Origin of the sequence: Polymorphobacter fuscus, assembly GCF_011927825.1 — a bacterium.
Lineage (GTDB): Bacteria > Pseudomonadota > Alphaproteobacteria > Sphingomonadales > Sphingomonadaceae > Sandarakinorhabdus > Sandarakinorhabdus fusca.
Map to the genome: position 1 here is coordinate 782,299 of NZ_JAATJI010000001.1, position 16,892 is coordinate 799,190.

The window sequence follows — 16,892 nt, forward strand, 5'->3', positions numbered from 1 at the left end:
GAAAAGGTATAATTTCTATACTATGTTCGAGTTCGATCCTGCCAAAAGCATCCTGAATGCCGACAAGCATGGGATCGATTTCGATGAGGCGCAGGCGTTGTGGCGCGACGAGCGACGAAGTGTTGTGAGCTCGAACGACAAGGCGAGCGAAGTTCGCCAGCTCGTCGTCGGCAGGATCGGCGATCGCATCTGGACGGCGATCGTGACGCAGCGTGGCGATGTGGTTCGCATCATCTCGGTGCGGCGCGCGCGAGACAGGGAGATCGAGGTCTATGAACGCGAAGATTGACGCTGCCAAAATCGACGAGATGTTCGACGATGGCGAAGATGTCAGCGCATTTTTCGATTGGTCGCGTGCGCGCCGTCCGGGCCTGGAGTCCAAGCGGGTCAATGTCGATTTCCCGGACTGGATGGTACGCAGCCTCGACCGGCAGGCGCAAAAGCGCGGCGTGACACGCCAGGCGTTGATCAAGATGTGGCTGGCGGACAGGCTGGAAACGGCGGGTTAGGCCGCGACCGCGGAAAAGCTTGGATCGCCCGCCAGTTGGCATGGCGGCTGCCTGACCTTTGAGGATTGGGCCTCGCGGCCAAGAGTGTACGCTCCCGATCGTGCCCCTTGTTCACGTTACCGTGAGGGATGTCCCGCATGTTGCGTTCGGTTTGGCAGATTCCGGCCAAGCCTGAACTTGGCCATCAATAGACCCGCGCCTTCGGCTTGATATAGTCGATCTCGTCGGTCAGCGTATATTCGTGGACCGGGCGCTGGGCGAGGTCGACGGCGCCGTCGCGGAACCAGCCGAGCGAGTGCTTCATGAAGTTGACGTCGTCGCGGTTGGGGAAATCCTCGTGCATGTGCGCGCCGCGGCTTTCGTGGCGGGCCTTGGCCATGTGCATCGTCAGCACCGCCTGGCCGATCATGTTGTCGAGCTCGAGCGTTTCGATGAGGTCGGTGTTGAACACCAGGCTGCGGTCCTGGATGCCGATATCGGCCATGCGCTGGTAGATGGCGTCGATCTTGCGGGTGCCTTCGTCGAGGATTTCTGCGGTGCGGAACACCGCGGCGTTCGACTGCATGGTCTTCTGCATCGCCAGCCGCACTTCCGACGTGGGCGACCCGCCCTTGGAGTGGCGAAAGCCGTCGAGCCGGCCGAGCGCGAAATCGTCCGCCGCGCGGGCGATGGGCGTGTGCGCGGTGCCCGGCTTCAGCGTTTCCCCGATGCGGTGCGCCGTGGCGCGGCCGAAGACGACGAGGTCGATCAGGCTGTTGGAACCGAGCCGGTTGGCGCCATGGACCGAAACGCACGCCGCCTCGCCGACGGCGAACAGGCCGGGGACGACCGAATCCGGGTCACCGTCCTTCAGGGTCACGACTTCGCCGTGATAATTGGTCGGGATGCCGCCCATGTTGTAATGGACCGTCGGCGTCACCGGGATGGGTTCCTTGGTGACATCGACCCCGGCGAAGACCTTGGCGGTTTCCGAAATGCCGGGCAGGCGTTCGTGGAGCACTGCCGGGTCGATGTGATCGAGGTGGAGGTTGATATGGTCCCCCTCCTTGCCGACACCGCGGCCTTCGCGCATCTCCATCGCCATCGAGCGCGAGACGACGTCGCGCGAGGCGAGATCCTTGGCGCTGGGGGCATAGCGTTCCATGAAACGCTCGCCCTGGCTGTTGGTGAGGTAACCGCCCTCCCCGCGCGCGCCTTCGGTGATCAGCACGCCGGCACCATAGATGCCGGTGGGGTGGAACTGGACGAATTCCATGTCCTGCATCGGCACGCCGGCACGGATTGCCATGCCGCCGCCATCGCCGGTGCTGGTATGGGCGCTGGTCGCCGAGAAATAGCAGCGGCCATAGCCGCCGGTGGCGAGAACCGTCTTGTGGCTGCGGAAGCGGTGGATGCTGCCGTCGTCCATGTTGATGGCGATGACGCCCTTGCATTCGCCGCCGACCATGATGAGATCGATGGCGAAATATTCGATGTAGAAGTCCGTCGCGTACTTCAGGCTCTGCTGGTAGAGCGCGTGGAGCATGGCGTGGCCGGTGCGGTCCGCCGCGGCGCAGGTGCGCTGTGCCGGCGGGCCGTTGCCCATGTTCTGCATCATGCCGCCGAACGGGCGCTGGTAGATCTGCCCGGCTTCGGTGCGGCTGAACGGCACGCCGAAATGTTCGAGTTCGTACACGGCGGCGGGTGCCTCGCGGCACAGATATTCGATGGCATCCTGGTCGCCGAGCCAGTCCGACCCCTTGACGGTGTCGTACATGTGCCAGGTCCAATGGTCCGGGCCCATGTTTCCCAGGCTTGCAGCGATGCCGCCCTGGGCCGCGACCGTGTGGCTGCGGGTCGGAAACACCTTGGTGATGCACGCGGTCTTCAACCCGGCTTCGGCAATGCCCATCGCGGCGCGAAGGCCCGATCCGCCGGCGCCGACGACGACGGCATCATAGACATGGTCGATAATCTGGTAGCTTGCCGCCATCATACTGCTCCGAGCGCGATCTTGAGGACCGCGAAGACGGCCGCCGCCGCCCCCGCCAGGGCATAGAAGTTGAGTGCCAGCATCGCCAGCACCCGAGACCGGCCATGCAGATAGTCTTCGAGCATGACCTGCACGCCCAGGCGGAAATGCCAGAAAACCGAGACGATGAGCAGCAGCATCGGCACCGCAGCGACAGGCTGCCGCAGCCAAAGGGTGACGCTGGAATAATCGAGCGCCGGCAGCCGGACCAGCGAGAACACGAACCACAGCACGAGGACGATATTGGCGATGGCAGTGACGCGCTGCAGCCACCAGTGGTGGACGCCGTCCTTGGCGGCGCCCAGGCCGCGAACGCGGCCGAGTTCGGTTCCGGCACCCATCGTCAGAACCCCTTGGTAAACAGGATCGCGGCCCAGGTCAGGACCGTCGCCAGCACCGAGCCGACCAGCGTTGCCCGTGCCATGGTGCGGCTGGTGTGGATTTCATAGCCCTGGCCGGCATCCATCACCAGATGGCGGATGCCCGAGAACAGATGCTGGAAGAACACCCAGGTGAAGCCGATCGCCACCAGGTGCCCGAACCAGCCGGTCGCCACGCCCATGAACACCGCATAGGCATCGGGCCCGGTTGCGGCGGCGATCAGCCACCACAGGAACAGCACGACAGCGCCCAGCGCCATGGCATTGCCGGTGATCCGGTGCAGGATCGAGACAATGGCGTGCACCTGCCATTTCCAGACGGTCAGGTGCGGCGATAGCGGTCTCGGCGAGGTCGGGCGGCCGGCCATGGCAATCTCCGGATGAAGCGTGGTCCGGGGCTTTTTAGGCCTTCATCGCTGCGGTGCAACCTTTCATCGCGCCGGCAGCCCGGCGCGACGCACCGGCGCGCGCGCGGCGCCATGGCAAAGGCGCGGCGAAAGTGGCAAAATCGGACGATGCCGAAGATCGACCTCGACCGTCTGCCCGCGCTGTCGCAACCGGGCTATCTGCCGCCGTTCCAGGCCGCGGTCGCCGGACGACGCTGGCGCGCCGTGGGCGCCGCCGGCGGGCTGACGCAGTTCGGCGCCAACCTGGTCACGCTGCCACCGGGGGCCTGGTCGAGCCAGCGCCACTGGCACAGCGCCGAGGACGAGCTGATCATCGTTGTTGCCGGCACGCTCGTGCTGGTCGAGGACGATGGCGAAACCACGCTGGTCGCCGGCGACATCGCCGCCCTTCCCGCCGGTGTTGCCAATGGCCACCATCTGCAGAACCGCAGCGCTGCGCCCGCCACGCTCCTCGCCATCGGCACCGACCGCCCCGACAGCGACAGCTGCCATTATCCCGATATCGACATGTTCTGGAGCGGCGCGACCGGCTTCATCGCCAAACCGACGTGACCCCCGGCTTCACCATTGCGAAAGATCGTCAGGGTAAGAGCTTGCCCCTGCGGTGACGGTTGCCGTCGCCGTTCCGGGGGAGATCGACAATGACCGTGGTACTTCGTGCTGTTTGCGGCCTTGCCTTGCTGGGCCCGGCGCTTGCCGCGCCGGCGGGGGCCGCGGTGACGCCAGCGGCGACGACCGCAGCCGCGGCCGGAACCACGGTGGCGGGCAATGTGCGATATGAACTCATCGGCCGCTGGGACGTGGCAAAGCTCAACCAGATCCTGACCAGCGACAGCCCGAAATTCTTCGGGGTCAGCGTGGCCTATACGCCGGCGCGCAACGCGGTGAAGCTCTACCGCGTCACTTATGCTTCGGTCATCCCCGAACAGGGCAACCGGCCGATCACCGCCACCGGCCTGCTGGCGGTGCCTGAAACCGGTGCCACCGCATTTCCGCTGCTGTCGTACCAGCATGGCACGGTCTATGGAAAGCAGCAGGTGCCGTCGTTTCCCGACCAGTCGCCGGAAACCGCGCTGGCGATCGCGCAGTTCGCCGGCCAGGGCTATCTGCTCATCGGCGCCGATTATTTCGGCATGGGCGTGTCCAGCGAGCCGGAAGGCTATATGGTCAAGGCCAGCCACCAGCAGGCGACCTATGACATGCTGATGGCGTCGCGGGCGGTGCTCGCGCACATGAAGCTGACCGCGCCCAAGCTGTTCATCGGCGGCTGGTCGCAGGGCGGCTTCGTCACCATGGCCTTTCTCGAAAAGCTGGAAAGCGCCGGCGTGCCGGTGACCGCCGCCGCCACCGCCAGTGCGCCGGTGGACGTGATGGCGACGCTGAGCGGCTTTCTCGATTTTCCGCGCAAGAACGACGCCGACTGGATTTCCACGCTGTTCATCCTGTCGAGCTTCTCGTTCGAAAACTACTATCGCGTTCCCGGCCTGGCGCGCGCCCTGCTGACCCCCGAATATTACGACGTGGCGCGCAAGGCCTATGAACGCCAGCCGTTCAACCCCGCCGATGTGCCGACCGACCTGCACAAGCTGTTGCGCCCCGAATATTTCGACGCGCAGTTCTTTGCGGGCTCCGCCTATGGCCGGCTGCTCGCCGATACCCAGGCCTATCGCTGGGTCATCAAGAGCCCGGTGCGCAACTATTTCGGGGAAACCGACGAGGCCATCACCCCCGGGATCGGGCAGCTGGCGATGACCTATCAGCGCGCCATGGGCAGCGGCAACATGGCGGTGGAGGCGGTGTCGACCGGCAACACCAGCCACCGCGGCACCTACGCCACCGCCGTGCCGCAATGGAAGCGCTGGTTCGACAGCAAATAGCCGCCGGGCCGATGGTTTGGGCGCGGGCGACGGCGCCCGCAGCCTCGGGCGCGGCCGCAGCCGTCAGTCAATCTGCGGCTGGCTCGCCACCAGTGCGCCGCCCCGCCACAGTTCAAACCCCTGCTTGGGCTCGCAGCGGCGCGCCTGGGCGAGCGCGCTATAGTCGTCGGCCGCGCTGAAGTTGCGGCAGCTGCGAACCGAGCCGGCATCGAGCGTGAACATGCGATACTGGGCCGATGTAAGGGGATGGGCACCGGCAGATGGGCGAACGTCAGCCTCGGCGGCGGCGGGCCGGGCCCACGCGGTTTCCGGCGCCATTTCGCGCGGCGTCAGGACGACGACGGGGTCACGATCGCTGCTGATGCACTGGCCGAACCGGGGCCGTTCCGGACGCCCGTCGTCATGGATCGGATCGAAACGATACGCCGACCGCGGCACCGCGTCATAGGCCGGGAATTCGCGCCGGGCAGCGCCGGAACGGGCGCCTGAGCGGTCGCCGGACCCGATTGCTTCGCGCGCCCCCGTGCGGCGCCGACGCATCGTCATGCCGGTCGCAAAGCACACGCCGGCAACCAGCGCCATGGTGGCGGGCACGGGGATGGCGGGGGCGAGACCGGCCGCCGGCTGGAAATGGCCGAGCGCTGCGACAAGGCCGTCGCCCGAAGCGAGATGCGGTGACGGCAGGGGCAGATGGGTGAAAGCCAGGCGATCGGGGTCCGACGGGTCAAAGCCGGCATAGAGATCCCCGCCGCGCAGGGCATCGGACGGCGCCGGGTCCGTGCTCGCAGACTTGAGAAGGATGGCGTTATAGTCGAATGCCGGCATCTGTGGCGACATGCGTTCAAGAAGGTCAATATTCGTCAGCGGAGTCGCCATGCGAATATTATAGTCATTTGTTATATTGCTGGCGGCTACGCTCGCAGCGATCTGCCCGGCACCGGAAGTATCGGACGTCGTTGCATTTCCGGCCGAAGCAGAGGCCAGCAAAACAAACAAAGCAAAGTATCTGGTCGCCATCACATTCCCCGTCGGATTGTGCCTGAACCGTAGATTTACGGCCTTATCGCGTCAACAGATTCATCGTAATCAATCACTTAACGCAGGTCATGGACTTTCGACCAGGTTTTGGAGCGTGACGACCAAGGTGCGCTAGCAATCCGAAAACAGGTCTTAACGGCAAATACAGCGCATTTAATTTGCACGGCAAATGCCATGATTTCATGTTTCGAAATGTTGATGACTGTATTTTACGAGATCGCGTCTGACACAGCCCGCCGATCGCGCGCTGCGAGCCAGGGGCGCAGCACGGCCAGAAAGGCCGCGGGATTGTCGTTCATCACCGAATGGGCCGCATCGGCGACCATGGCGAAATCGGCACCGCCCGGGACCGCGGCGGCAAACCCGCGAACCGTTTCCGGCCGCGCCTCGTCGTGTTCGCCGGCCACGAACAGCGTGCGCCGGCCATCGAGGCGGGCAAGCAGCGGCCGGCCATCGTAGCTGCGCAATGTCCCGGTCGCGGTGAATTCGGCGCGGCCCCACATGTGATTGTAGATATCCGGGCTGAAGCTGCGCGGCAGCGCGGCCTTGTAGGCGGCCACCTCGGATGGCGGTGCCCGCATCCGGACATGGCGGGCGTTGAAGGCATCGGTCGCGGCGTCGCAATCGGCGGCCGGCGCGGCGGCCGGCGTGTCGCAGCGGTCGAGCAGGTCGCGCACCGCCGGCGGCATCGCGTCCTTCAGGATGCGCGCATCGCGCAGCCAGACCTCCGTCGACACCAGCGGCGATTGCAGCACCAGCCCGGCCAGCGCCGCCGGCCGCCGTGCCGCATATTCCAGCGCGACAGTGCCGCCCCAGCTTGCCCCCAGCACATGCCAGCGCGCCACGCCCAGCGCCGCCCGCACCGCCTCCAGTTCGGCGACAAAGCGCGCCACCTGCCAGTTGGCCGGGTCGCCCGGCGTGTCCGACCGCCCACTGTCGAGCTGGTCATAGAGGATGACCGCCCGGTCCCCGGCCAACGCGGTCGCGTTGAGGAAATACCAGTGCGCGCTGCCCGGCCCGCCATGGAGCAGCACGATCGGCGGCCGCGTCCCGGCCAGATCGCCGTTGATGCGCACATAGACGCGGCCGCCCGGCACCGCCACCATCGCCGCGCGGTCGGGGCGGATCCGGACGCCCGGCAGCAGCACGCCGGTGGTGCCGAGCGCTGGCGCCGCTGCCGCTGCCACTCCGGCTGCGATCAGCGTCCGCCGCGTCATCATCCCGCCAGCCGCGCCAGCGTGGAATAGCGCGGGTTGTCGACGCGCACCTTGGCGATCACCGCCGTGGTCAGCGCCTCGAGCAGGCCCGGCGTTTCCGGCGTCAGCTGGCCGGCGCGCAGCCGCCCGCAGAGTTCGGCGCGCAACGCATCGATGCCGGCATCATGGCCCAGGAAGCCGGCCAGCGCCGCCCGCTCCGCCGCCTGCGGGGCATCGGCGAGTTCGCGCGCGACGATCGCTAGGGCATTGGCGGCGACCTTGGCGTGGAAGGCGCTGCGCCCCGACAATTCACCCTCGATCGATTTGAGGAAATCCGCCACCGCCGTCACCAGCACGCCGGCTTCGATCTGTTCCGCCATCAGATATCTCCGAACCGGATGAGGTGGACAAGGTCGAGTTCGACCTCCGACACCCGGCGGCCGATGGCGGCGCGCTCCACCGAGCGCACCCGGCCGGACACATGGTCGTTGCCCAGTTGCAGGCACGACAGGCCCCAGCGCAGCGTCCCCCAGACTTCCCACATATGGGCGCGGGCGCGGTCGACACGGGCACCGCCGGCGGCGGCATAGGCATCGTACAGCGCCTCGCGTTCGCCGAAACCGCCGACCGGCCGTTGCCACACGCCGAAGCGCCAGGCGTTGACGCACAGCCAGCCCAGGTCCTCCGCCCCCTCCCCCAGATGCGCCAGTTCCCAGTCGAGCACCGCCGCCAGCCCGGCTTCATCGACGATGAAGTTGCCGCTGCGGAAATCGCCATGGACGATGGCGCCGGGATCGGCGGCGCCGCTGCGTTCCGCCAGCCAGGCAAAGGCGAGGTCGAACACCGGCGAATGGACGCCGAAGGACCGGTAATGCGCCGTCATCCGCGCCAGCGCCTCGTCGACCCGCCCGGCCGGCAGCGCCAGCCCGGCGACTTCGGCCAGCGGCACCTGGTGCAGCCGGGCCAGCACGGCGGCGCATTGCCCGGTCATCGCGGCGCGTGCCGCCGCAAAGCCTTCGCCCTTCAACCAGCGCGGCGCCAGCGCTTCGCCGGCGATGCGGGTCATCATGAAGCCATCGCCCAGCCCGTCGCCCGGTTCAAGCACCGCCACCACATCGGCAACCGGAATGCCATGGCGCCCGGCAAGCATCTGCAACGCCGCCTGGTCGGCCTTGGGCAGGGCGCCGGCCGGCACGTCACCGGCAGCGGCGCATTGCAGGATCAGCGGCCATTCGGCGCCGTTGCGCCGGGCATCGACGGCATAGGTGGCCGACGCAGCGCCGCCCGACAGCGCGACAAGGCGGGTGACGACGGCGTCTTCGGCACCGGCGCGGGCGAGCACGGCGGTGACCGCGGCGGGCGACGGCTCACTCACTGGCCAGCCTCGCATAGGCGATCTCGTCGAACCATCGGCCGTCCTCCTCCCAGCTTTGCAAGTGCACCGCCTCGCGCCGGAAGCGCAAGCGTTCGAGCAGGCGCTGGGTCGCCAGGTTGCGCCGGTCGGTCTGGGCAACCAGCCGGTGACGGCCGCTGGCGAAGAGCTGCGCCACCATCGCCGCGACGGCTTCGCCGGCGAGGCCGCGACCCCGCGCCGCCGGGGCGAAGGCAAAGCCGATCTCGGCCTGGGCATTGCGCGGCGTGTCGAAATTGACGCCGATGTCGCCGAGAAACTTGCCGTCGCCGCGCGCCAGCACGGCGAACTGCTGCCAGCCGGCGGCATCCGGAGCCGGTCGCTGCGCCATGCCGGCGATCAGCGCACTGGTTTCGGCGAGGCTGCGCGTCTGCGGGTCATAGGGCATCTGGCCGCGGCTGCGATGCAGCGCGCCGCTGTCCGCAGCGACGGCGGGCCGCACCAGCGTGCGCTCGGTCAGCATTTGCCAGTCCGCCACGCCTCGATCCATCCGCGATGCCGAATCGCTCCGCTGCGACCCGCCTCCGCTGTGGCGGCAAGGACGCACCTTGCCAATATCCTTTCCGGATCGCGCGCGTCCGCAGCGATCAACTGGTTGTCAGCCAAGGACTTCCGTGCCAGTTGCAACGCGGACCAGTGACGGATGACATTTTTGTGTCCCCGAGCTGACACAACCACCGCGATCGCAGAGCAACTGCGGCACATATCAGCCATCACGGGGAAGGACCAACCATGCGCCACCATTCGACCCGATTCCGGGCCATCCTGCTTGCCTCCATCACATCGGGCCTTGCCAGCGCTGCCGCCGCACAGACAACGCCGGCCCAGGCGCCCGCCGCCGGCGCCGTCGCCCAGGCCGATGCCGACGAATTCGACGACAATGTCATCATCGTCACCGCGTCGAAGCGCGCCCAGACGCTGCAGGACGTGCCGATTTCGGTCGCCGTCACCACCGGCGCCACCATCGAACAGGCGCAGGTGCGCGACCTTCTCGACCTGCAGACGCTGGTGCCGTCGCTGCGCGTGGCGCAGCTGCAAAGCTCGGCGAACACCAATTTCATCATTCGCGGCTTCGGCAACGGCGCCAACAACCCCGGCATCGAGCCTTCGGTCGGCGTCTTCATCGATGGCGTCTATCGCTCGCGTTCCGCAGCCCAGATCGGCGACCTGCCCAATCTGGAACGTGTCGAAGTGCTGCGCGGCCCGCAGTCGACCTTGTTCGGCAAGAACGCATCGGCCGGGATCGTCTCGATCATCACCCGCGCGCCGCAGTTCGAATTCGGCGGATCGGGCGAATTTTCCTATGGCAATTACAACGCGATCATCGGCAAGGCCGATATCACCGGGCCGATCACCGAGAACATCGCCTTCAGCCTGGCCGGCAACATCAACCGTCGCGACGGCTATGCCACCGACCTTGCGTCGGGCGTCGAGTTCAACAACCGGGATCGCTGGGGCGTCCGCGGCCAGTTGCTGATCAGGGCCAGCGACGACTTCAAGATCCGCATCATCGGCGATTACGACAAGATCGACGAAAATTGCTGCGCCGTCGTCAATGTCGTCGCCGGGCCGACCGTGGGCGCCATCCGCGCGCTGGGCGGCCGGATCGACGCCAACAATCCGCTGGCGCTGACGAGCACGACCAATTTCAACTCGATCAACGAAATCAAGAACTACGGCGTTTCGGCGCAGGCGGACTGGAGCGTCAGCGACTATGACGTGACGTTCATCGGGGCCTATCGCGGCGTGCGCAGCTATACCGACCAGGATTCGGATTTCACCAGCGCCGACCTGATCGGCCGCAACAGCGCCGATACCCGGATCGACACCTACACCGCCGAAGCGCGGATCGCGTCGAACTATGACGGCTTCTTCAACTTCCTGCTCGGCGCCTATTATTTCCATGAAAACATCGAATTCAGCCCGACGCTGACCTATGGCCGCGATTTCCGCAACTATGCCAACCTCCTGTCGAACGCCAATGGCGCCGTCCTGCCGGGCGGCAACTACATCGGCCTGGAAACGCTGTTGCGGCCGTTCGGCGTCGCTGCCGGCAGCTTCGGCGCCGCGGGCCAGGGCATGTTCGAAAACTACGACTACAAGAACCGCGCCATTTCGGCGTTCGGCCAGGCCGATTTCAGCATCACCGACAGCCTGACCGCAACCGTGGGCTTCAACTACACCCGCGACCGCAAGGACGTCGCCAGCAACACGGTCAGCACCGATGTGTTCTCGTCGCTCGACCTGACGGCGCTCGGCACCCGCCTGCCCGCCGCGCTGGCGCCGCTGCTCAACGGGTTGAAGCCGTTGCAGTTCCTGCCGCCGTACCTGAACTTTCCCAACCAGTTCGAAGACGGCAAGACCCGCGACAACGACCTGTCGTACACGCTGCGGCTGGCCTATCGCCTCGACGACAATCTCAACGCCTATGCGACCTATGCCACCGGCTTCAAGGCGTCGTCGTGGAACCTGTCGCGTGACAGCCGGCCGACCCCGGGCGACCTGGCCCTCATCCGCCAGGCCGGGCTGGGCCTTGCCAACCTGACCAGCGGCACGCGCTTCGCCGGCCCGGAAAATGCCGAAGTCTATGAAGTCGGCCTGAAGGGCCAGTACACCGGCTTCGGCTTCAACCTGGCTGTCTTCCAGCAGGCACTGAAGGGCTTTCAGGGCAATATCTTCACCGGCACCGGTTTCGTGCTGTCGAACGCCGAGAAGCAGTCGACCTTCGGCGTGGAGCTCGACACGTCGTTCACCCCGGTCCGGGAGCTCAACCTGACCGCGTCGCTGACCTATCTCAATCCCAAGTTCGACAGCTTCACCGGCGGATCGGCGCTGACGCCGACGTTCGGCACGGCACCGACCGACCTGACCGGCCAGCGGCCGGCCGGTATCCCGGAGTTTTCGCTGTCGGTCGGCGGCACCTACACGCGCAACCTGTCCGATACGACCAAGCTGATCCTCCACACCGATTACCAGCTGGAAAGCCGGGTCGCGATCGCGCAAGGGTCGGACATCAGCCGCGAAGTCGAATCGCTCAACGCCGCGATCACCCTGGCGCTGGGCAACGGCTTCGAAGTCACCGCCTGGGGGCGCAACCTGACCGATGCCGCCTATCTCACCACCATCTTCCCCGGGGTTGCCCAGGCCGGCACGCTGTCGGGCTATCGCAACCAGCCGCGCACCTATGGCGGCAGCGTCCGCTACCGCTTCTAATGACGATGGCCCCCCGCCTTGCGCACCCCGGCGGGGGGCCGGACTGACCCGGCATGTCGCCGCTTGAAGCCACCGCAGCAGCGCTCGGCCTGGTCAACCTCGTGCTCATCGCGCGGCGGACAATCTGGAACTATCCCTTCGGCATCGCGATGGTCTGCCTGTATTTCGTCGTGTTCTGGCAGGCCCGGCTGTACAGCGCCGCCGGGTTGCAGCTGTTCTTCCTGGCGTCGCAGCTTTACGGCTGGTGGTATTGGCGCAAGGTGACCGACGGGTCGTCGCCCGTACCGGTCCGCCGCCTCGCCACCTCGGGGCGGCTGGTGGCGCTGGGGGCCGGCATGGTGATCACCGTCGGTCTGGGACTGGTGATGACCCGGCTGACCGACGCCGCGGCGCCGTGGTGGGACGCCGGCAACGCCGGCTTTTCGATGGTGGCGCAGATCCTCACCGACCGTCGTCATGTCGAAAGCTGGCCGCTGTGGATCGGCATCAACATCCTGTCGGTCTGGCTTTATGCATCGCAGGGCCTGCTGGCGACGGCGGGGCTTTATGCCGTCTTCCTGTGCATCGCCGCCTGGGGCTGGGATAGTTGGCGAAGGGTGGCCGCATGAAGCGCGTTTGTCTGACGGGCGTGGAAAGCACCGGGAAATCGACGCTGGCGCCGGTGCTCGCGGCGCGTTTTGGCGGTGTCGTCATGCCCGAATATGGCCGGCGCTGGGCGGAACGCAACGGGGTCGACTTCATCCCGGCGGCACTCCACGCCATCGCGGCCGGCCATGCCGCGGCACGCGCCGCGATCGCGGCCGGCGCGCCGGACCTGATCATCGAAGACACCGACATCGTGATGACCAGTGCCTGGGCGCGCATGCTCTATGGCCGCCGCGACCCGGTGCTGAGCGCCATTGCCGCCACGGCCGACCTGTACCTGCTGTTCGCCGCCGACACGCCCTGGATCGACGATGGCACCCGCCAGTTCCGCGGCCAGGACCGCGAACGTTTTGCCGCGATCATCATCGACGAACTGGCGCGGCGCCAGCTCAACCCGGTGCTGATCTCGGGCAGCTGGACGCAGCGGGAGGCCACAGCCATCCGCGCCGTTGCAGCGCTGCTCGCCGCCTGAGCCAACCAGGCAGCGCGCGCGGCCGCGCAGACCGGTTGCAACGCCGCGCCGGCCACGCCAAAGCAGCGCCATGGTCAATATCCTCCTCACCGGTGCCTCGCGCGGCATCGGCGCCGCCGCCCGCATCGCGCTGCACGACGCCGGCCACATGGTCATCGGCCAGTCGACCGCCGGCGACGACGGGCTGATCGCCGCCGATTTCGCGCATCCGGGCGCCGCCGACGCGCTGTGGGACGCAGCGCTCGCCGCGGCCGGCGGGCGCATTGACGTGCTGATCAACAATGCCGGCGTCTTCGAAGCCGTCGACATCGCCGACGCCGAAGGCTTTGCCGCCACCTGGGGCCGCAGCCACGCCATCAACCTGCAATCTGCCGCAGACCTGTGCCGCCATGCGGTGCTGCATTTCCAGCGCTTCGGCGGGGGTCGCATCATCAACGTCGCCAGCCGCGCAGGCCACCGCGGCGACAGCCCGTCGCATTGGCATTATGCCGCCGCCAAGGGCGGGATGCTGGCGCTGACCAAGACCATCGCCCGGGGCTATGCGGCGCAGGAGATCCTGGCCTTTGCCGTCGCGCCGGGGTTCACCCTGACCGGTATGGCAGAGGAGTATCTGGCGACCCGGGGCGGCGACAAGCTGCTCGCCGACATTCCGCTGGGGCGCGTTGCCGACGCAGCGGAAGTGGCCGAGGCGATTCGCTGGCTGGCCCTCGACGCGCCGCCGTCACTGACCGGCAGCACGCTCGATATCAACGGCGCCAGCTATGTCCGGTAATGCGGGCTGGACGCTGACCCTGGCCTGCACCCGCGCCGATGCCGAAGCCATGCCCGAAATCGGCGATGTCTTTCCCGACCTCGCCGACCCGCCCTCGCTGAATGTCGAGGAGCCCGACCCTGACGCACCCGACGCCTGGGTGCTGACCGCCTATTTCAATGACGAACCCGATCCGGCGCTGGTCGATCGCATCGTCGCGCTGTTCCCGTCGGCCGCCGATGTGGTGGTGGCGCCGCTTGCCGAGGCCGACTGGACGACGATGAGCCAGCGCGACCTCGAACCGGTGCGGGCCGGCCGCTTCCTGGTCCATACCCGCGCCCATGCCGACGCGGTCCGCCCCGGCGACATCGCGCTGGGAATCGAGGCCGGGCTGGCGTTCGGCACCGGCCAGCATGCCACGACGCTGGGTTGCCTGCGTGCGCTCGACCGGCTGGCGCGGCGCCGGCGCTTTGCCAATATCGCCGATCTCGGGACCGGCACTGGTGTGCTGGCACTGGCGGCGGCGCGGCGCTGGCCCAAGGCCCGGGTCATTGCCAGCGACATCGATCCGGTTTCGATCGCGGTCACGCGCGCCAATCTGCGCGACAACAAGGTGGCGGCCGGCCACGCCGCCGGGCAGATTGCTCTGGTTGTCGCCGCCGGGATGGACCACCGGCTGCTGGCCGCCGGCGCGCCGTACGACCTCATCATCGCCAACATCCTGGCGCCGCCGCTGGTGGCGATCAGCCGGCCGGTCAGCGCCGCACTGGCGCCGGGCGGGGTGCTGGTGCTGGCAGGCCTGCTGCGGTCACATGCGGTGCGGGTGCGCGGGGCCTATCGCAAACATGGGCTGGTGCCGCTGGAGCCGCAACGCGGGCGCGGCGAATGGCCCTGCGTGGTGTTGACCAGACCGTAAAACGGCACCGGTCGCGCGGGGCGCGGGCCGATGCCGTGGGTACGCAACTACTTGAAAACTGGGCCTGAACGACGCGGGGTGCGCGTCGTTGCTCGGCTCAAAGCGCGTGAAAAAGCCGGTTTTCGACCATCACGGGGTTGAGGCGCAGGCGGGGTTTGCGAACCGGAGCCATGGCCGCGGCTGCATTGGTAGCAACACGGGCCTGGGGCTCGAAGTCCTGAAGGATAACCTTCATCGCTCGTCTCCTCAGTCACCACCGGGCTAATTCCCAGTGGAGTGCGGGGTATAACGAAGCGTATGAAGTTGTTGCAGTGCGCAACATTCGACCTCAGCTATGCAATTTTCGCATAACTGTGGATAATCAATCAATTCGATAATGGATCGGCTTGAAGCTGCCATTGTTGGACTGCAACGCCGAACAGGCGGTCAGGCCGATGATCAGGTCCATCTCGGCTTCGAGCACGATGTGGTCGCCGGCCTTGCTGAGCGGCGGCAGGACCTTCAGCTCGCCCGTCGTGCCATCCACCGGCACATTCATGAACAGGTTGAACGCCACCGGAATGCGGTCGGGGACGATCCCGAACGGTGCCAGCGCCTCGGCCAGATTGCCGAAACAGCCCTGGTGCGGCTCGGTATCGCCATAGATGATGCGGAACGTGTCCTTCGAACAGGGCGTCAGCAGGAAATCATGGCGGCCGACGGTATCGGTGACGATCCGCAGCATGATGTTCGACCGGTTCGAATAGAGCGGATCGGGCACGGTCAGGAAAATGCGACTGAGATAGTCGAGCGTCCGCCCCGACGAGATCACCTCGTCGATGTCATGGCGCGCGAAGGCGAGCAGGTCCGACACCTGCTCTCCCTGTGGATCGATCACCGTGAGGCGCTGGCCCTTGTCGAGGGTGAACGCGGCGCCCGAGCGCGGCGGGATTTCATGCAACATGGTCGATCAGTCCGTCATTGTCGCCCGATGCGATCCCGGCGCCGCGCCCGGCATAGGGGCATTGCCAGTCGCTGCCGACCGCCCGACCGCTGTACTGGCGCGCCTCCGAATCATCGCCGTGCCGGGCGAGCATCGGGTTGAGCGATCCGGCGAGGGTGAGGTCGCGCGCCAGGATCGATTCGCGCAGCTTTTCATAGCGGTTCTGTGCCCGCAGCTGTTCGAACTGGTCGTGCAGGTTGAAGACCAGCGCCGGGCGCGAGAACCGCCGTGCAGGGCGGCTGGCGCCCGGGTGCAGCCCGACGACGAAGAAGGCCTCGCCGCCGAAGCTGAGCGAGAAATGCGGGTCGTCGGGGTCATCGCTGACCCTGGTGTCGCGCGGCTGGCCATACCAGAGCGCGTCCTTGTCGGCGAGCGACTGCACACGCTCCCACAGATAGCCTTCGAATTCGGCCTCGCCGGTCAGGTCGGGCCCTTCGAAGATGACGATCAAGGTCTGGAACAGCTGCGGCGTTTGCCGATAGCTTGCCGCGAGCGCATTCAACGCCGGCAGGATGCGCAAGTCATCCCAGGCCGATGTGATATCGCGGCCGACGATGATGTGCATCTGCTCCTTCGACAGCGCCGCCTTGGCGCCGACGCACGGAAAGGCCGGCGCGCGGACAAATTCGTGAAATTCCGCAACGAGCGGATGATCGGCAGTCAAGATGAGATCTCCTCTGGTCGCTGAGGAACCATTGTCGCCGGCTATTGTTCCGCGTGGCCCGCAACAACTATCGGCACGGTCTGCTGATGCTGGACGACACGCCACACATCATGTTCCAGTCGGCGCATGGTCGTGGTGCAAAAGGCGTCATAGGCATCTGCCCCGTCGCGACTGGCGTGCGCCCGATAGGCGATGACGATCAGCCCTTCTTCCGGCCGCATCACCTGGCGGTCGCTGAACGTCACCGTCTGCCAGCGGGGTGTGTCGGCAACCGCATCGATCGCCTGCGCGCCGGTCAGCACGAACGGCGGCGCCGGCAGGACCATGACACAGGCGTCGTCGATCAGTTCGTGGTAATGGTCGGCATCGCCGATCCACAGGCTTTCCTCGAACGCCCAGATGCGATCATCGTCCACGGCA

Annotated in this window: 21 protein-coding genes; 9 read left to right on the forward strand and 12 right to left on the reverse strand. The window is 66.7% G+C overall.

Annotation, left to right across the window (positions count from 1 at the left end; all coding sequences use genetic code 11):
- Nucleotides 1-22 precede the first annotated feature (22 nt).
- Together GGQ62_RS03765 and brnA are read left to right on the forward strand one after the other, a co-directional pair.
- A complete protein-coding gene (locus GGQ62_RS03765; RefSeq protein WP_152576431.1) occupies nt 23-289 on the forward strand; it encodes a BrnT family toxin in 267 nt (88 codons plus the stop codon).
- The gene (brnA, locus tag GGQ62_RS03770; protein WP_194163338.1) at nt 273-509 is read left to right on the forward strand and encodes a type II toxin-antitoxin system BrnA family antitoxin; all 237 of its coding nucleotides are present in this window, start codon (nt 273-275) and stop codon (nt 507-509) included. The genes GGQ62_RS03765 and brnA overlap by 17 nt, the downstream gene beginning before the upstream one ends.
- A gap of 184 nt (nt 510-693) precedes the next feature.
- Here the strand turns inward: brnA and sdhA are convergent, their stop codons facing one another.
- The 3 genes from sdhA to sdhC are packed head-to-tail and all read right to left on the reverse strand — an operon-like array spanning nt 694 to nt 3,268.
- A complete protein-coding gene (gene sdhA, locus GGQ62_RS03775; RefSeq protein ID WP_152577028.1) occupies nt 694-2,481 on the reverse strand; it encodes a succinate dehydrogenase flavoprotein subunit in 1,788 nt (595 codons plus the stop codon).
- Nucleotides 2,481-2,861 carry a succinate dehydrogenase, hydrophobic membrane anchor protein gene (sdhD, locus tag GGQ62_RS03780; RefSeq protein ID WP_152576430.1) on the reverse strand — a complete coding sequence of 127 codons (381 nt, stop codon included), beginning with the start codon at nt 2,859-2,861 and terminating at the stop codon, nt 2,481-2,483. The genes sdhA and sdhD overlap by 1 nt, the downstream gene beginning before the upstream one ends.
- Nucleotides 2,862-2,863: 2 nt before the next feature.
- The gene (gene sdhC, locus GGQ62_RS03785; RefSeq protein WP_152576429.1) at nt 2,864-3,268 is read right to left on the reverse strand and encodes a succinate dehydrogenase, cytochrome b556 subunit; all 405 of its coding nucleotides are present in this window, start codon (nt 3,266-3,268) and stop codon (nt 2,864-2,866) included.
- Nucleotides 3,269-3,415: 147 nt separating this feature from the next.
- Here sdhC and GGQ62_RS03790 point away from each other — a divergent pair, with 147 nt between their 5' ends.
- Nucleotides 3,416-3,859: a cupin domain-containing protein gene (locus GGQ62_RS03790; protein WP_152576428.1), complete on the forward strand. Its 444-nt coding sequence runs from the start codon at nt 3,416-3,418 to the stop codon at nt 3,857-3,859.
- An 89-nt stretch (nt 3,860-3,948) separates the two neighbouring features.
- Nucleotides 3,949-5,184 carry an alpha/beta hydrolase family protein gene (locus GGQ62_RS03795; RefSeq protein WP_152576427.1) on the forward strand — a complete coding sequence of 412 codons (1,236 nt, stop codon included), beginning with the start codon at nt 3,949-3,951 and terminating at the stop codon, nt 5,182-5,184.
- A gap of 63 nt (nt 5,185-5,247) precedes the next feature.
- On the opposite strand, the gene GGQ62_RS03800 is transcribed toward GGQ62_RS03795, so the two are convergent.
- The 5 genes from GGQ62_RS03800 to GGQ62_RS03820 form a co-directional block, all read right to left on the reverse strand.
- Nucleotides 5,248-6,021, reverse strand: coding sequence for a hypothetical protein (locus tag GGQ62_RS03800; protein ID WP_152576426.1), 774 nt, complete (start codon nt 6,019-6,021; stop codon nt 5,248-5,250).
- 410 nt (nt 6,022-6,431) lie between these two features.
- Nucleotides 6,432-7,442 (reverse strand): proline iminopeptidase-family hydrolase, encoded by a 1,011-nt coding sequence (locus GGQ62_RS03805; protein WP_243445960.1) that lies wholly within the window; start codon nt 7,440-7,442, stop codon nt 6,432-6,434.
- Nucleotides 7,439-7,798: a DUF6285 domain-containing protein gene (locus GGQ62_RS03810; RefSeq protein ID WP_152576425.1), complete on the reverse strand. Its 360-nt coding sequence runs from the start codon at nt 7,796-7,798 to the stop codon at nt 7,439-7,441. The genes GGQ62_RS03805 and GGQ62_RS03810 overlap by 4 nt, the downstream gene beginning before the upstream one ends.
- Entirely contained in the window at nt 7,798-8,793 is a 996-nt protein-coding gene (locus GGQ62_RS03815) for a phosphotransferase family protein (protein ID WP_167649458.1), read from the reverse strand. The genes GGQ62_RS03810 and GGQ62_RS03815 overlap by 1 nt, the downstream gene beginning before the upstream one ends.
- Nucleotides 8,786-9,307: a GNAT family N-acetyltransferase gene (locus tag GGQ62_RS03820; protein ID WP_167649459.1), complete on the reverse strand. Its 522-nt coding sequence runs from the start codon at nt 9,305-9,307 to the stop codon at nt 8,786-8,788. The genes GGQ62_RS03815 and GGQ62_RS03820 overlap by 8 nt, the downstream gene beginning before the upstream one ends.
- 254 nt (nt 9,308-9,561) lie before the next feature.
- On the opposite strand from GGQ62_RS03820, the gene GGQ62_RS03825 reads away from it, so the two are divergent.
- The 5 genes from GGQ62_RS03825 (at nt 9,562) to GGQ62_RS03845 (ending at nt 14,826) form a co-directional block, all read left to right on the forward strand.
- Nucleotides 9,562-12,042: a TonB-dependent receptor gene (locus tag GGQ62_RS03825; protein WP_152576422.1), complete on the forward strand. Its 2,481-nt coding sequence runs from the start codon at nt 9,562-9,564 to the stop codon at nt 12,040-12,042.
- A gap of 53 nt (nt 12,043-12,095) precedes the next feature.
- On the forward strand, nt 12,096-12,650 hold the full coding sequence (pnuC, locus tag GGQ62_RS03830; RefSeq protein WP_152576421.1) for a nicotinamide riboside transporter PnuC: 555 nt from the start codon (nt 12,096-12,098) through the stop codon (nt 12,648-12,650).
- A complete protein-coding gene (locus GGQ62_RS03835) occupies nt 12,647-13,159 on the forward strand; it encodes an AAA family ATPase (RefSeq protein ID WP_152576420.1) in 513 nt (170 codons plus the stop codon). Before pnuC ends, GGQ62_RS03835 begins: the two co-directional genes overlap by 4 nt.
- A 70-nt stretch (nt 13,160-13,229) precedes the next feature.
- Nucleotides 13,230-13,931 carry an SDR family NAD(P)-dependent oxidoreductase gene (locus tag GGQ62_RS03840; RefSeq protein WP_152576419.1) on the forward strand — a complete coding sequence of 234 codons (702 nt, stop codon included), beginning with the start codon at nt 13,230-13,232 and terminating at the stop codon, nt 13,929-13,931.
- Nucleotides 13,921-14,826: a 50S ribosomal protein L11 methyltransferase gene (locus GGQ62_RS03845; protein WP_152576418.1), complete on the forward strand. Its 906-nt coding sequence runs from the start codon at nt 13,921-13,923 to the stop codon at nt 14,824-14,826. The genes GGQ62_RS03840 and GGQ62_RS03845 overlap by 11 nt, the downstream gene beginning before the upstream one ends.
- A gap of 97 nt (nt 14,827-14,923) precedes the next feature.
- Here GGQ62_RS03845 and GGQ62_RS03850 read toward each other — a convergent pair whose 3' ends face one another.
- The 4 genes from GGQ62_RS03850 to GGQ62_RS03865 form a co-directional block, all read right to left on the reverse strand.
- Nucleotides 14,924-15,061 (reverse strand): hypothetical protein, encoded by a 138-nt coding sequence (locus GGQ62_RS03850; protein WP_153401056.1) that lies wholly within the window; start codon nt 15,059-15,061, stop codon nt 14,924-14,926.
- Nucleotides 15,062-15,187: 126 nt separating this feature from the next.
- Nucleotides 15,188-15,769, reverse strand: a complete 582-nt coding sequence (locus GGQ62_RS03855) for a DUF1989 domain-containing protein (protein ID WP_152576417.1) — start codon at nt 15,767-15,769, stop codon at nt 15,188-15,190.
- Complete coding sequence (gene gntA / locus GGQ62_RS03860; RefSeq protein WP_153401054.1) at nt 15,759-16,472, reverse strand: guanitoxin biosynthesis heme-dependent pre-guanitoxin N-hydroxylase GntA; 714 nt, start codon at nt 16,470-16,472, stop codon at nt 15,759-15,761. The genes GGQ62_RS03855 and gntA overlap by 11 nt, the downstream gene beginning before the upstream one ends.
- 41 nt (nt 16,473-16,513) lie before the next feature.
- Nucleotides 16,514-16,888 (reverse strand): DUF4440 domain-containing protein, encoded by a 375-nt coding sequence (locus GGQ62_RS03865; RefSeq protein WP_152576416.1) that lies wholly within the window; start codon nt 16,886-16,888, stop codon nt 16,514-16,516.
- Between the last annotated feature and the right edge of the window lie 4 nt (nt 16,889-16,892).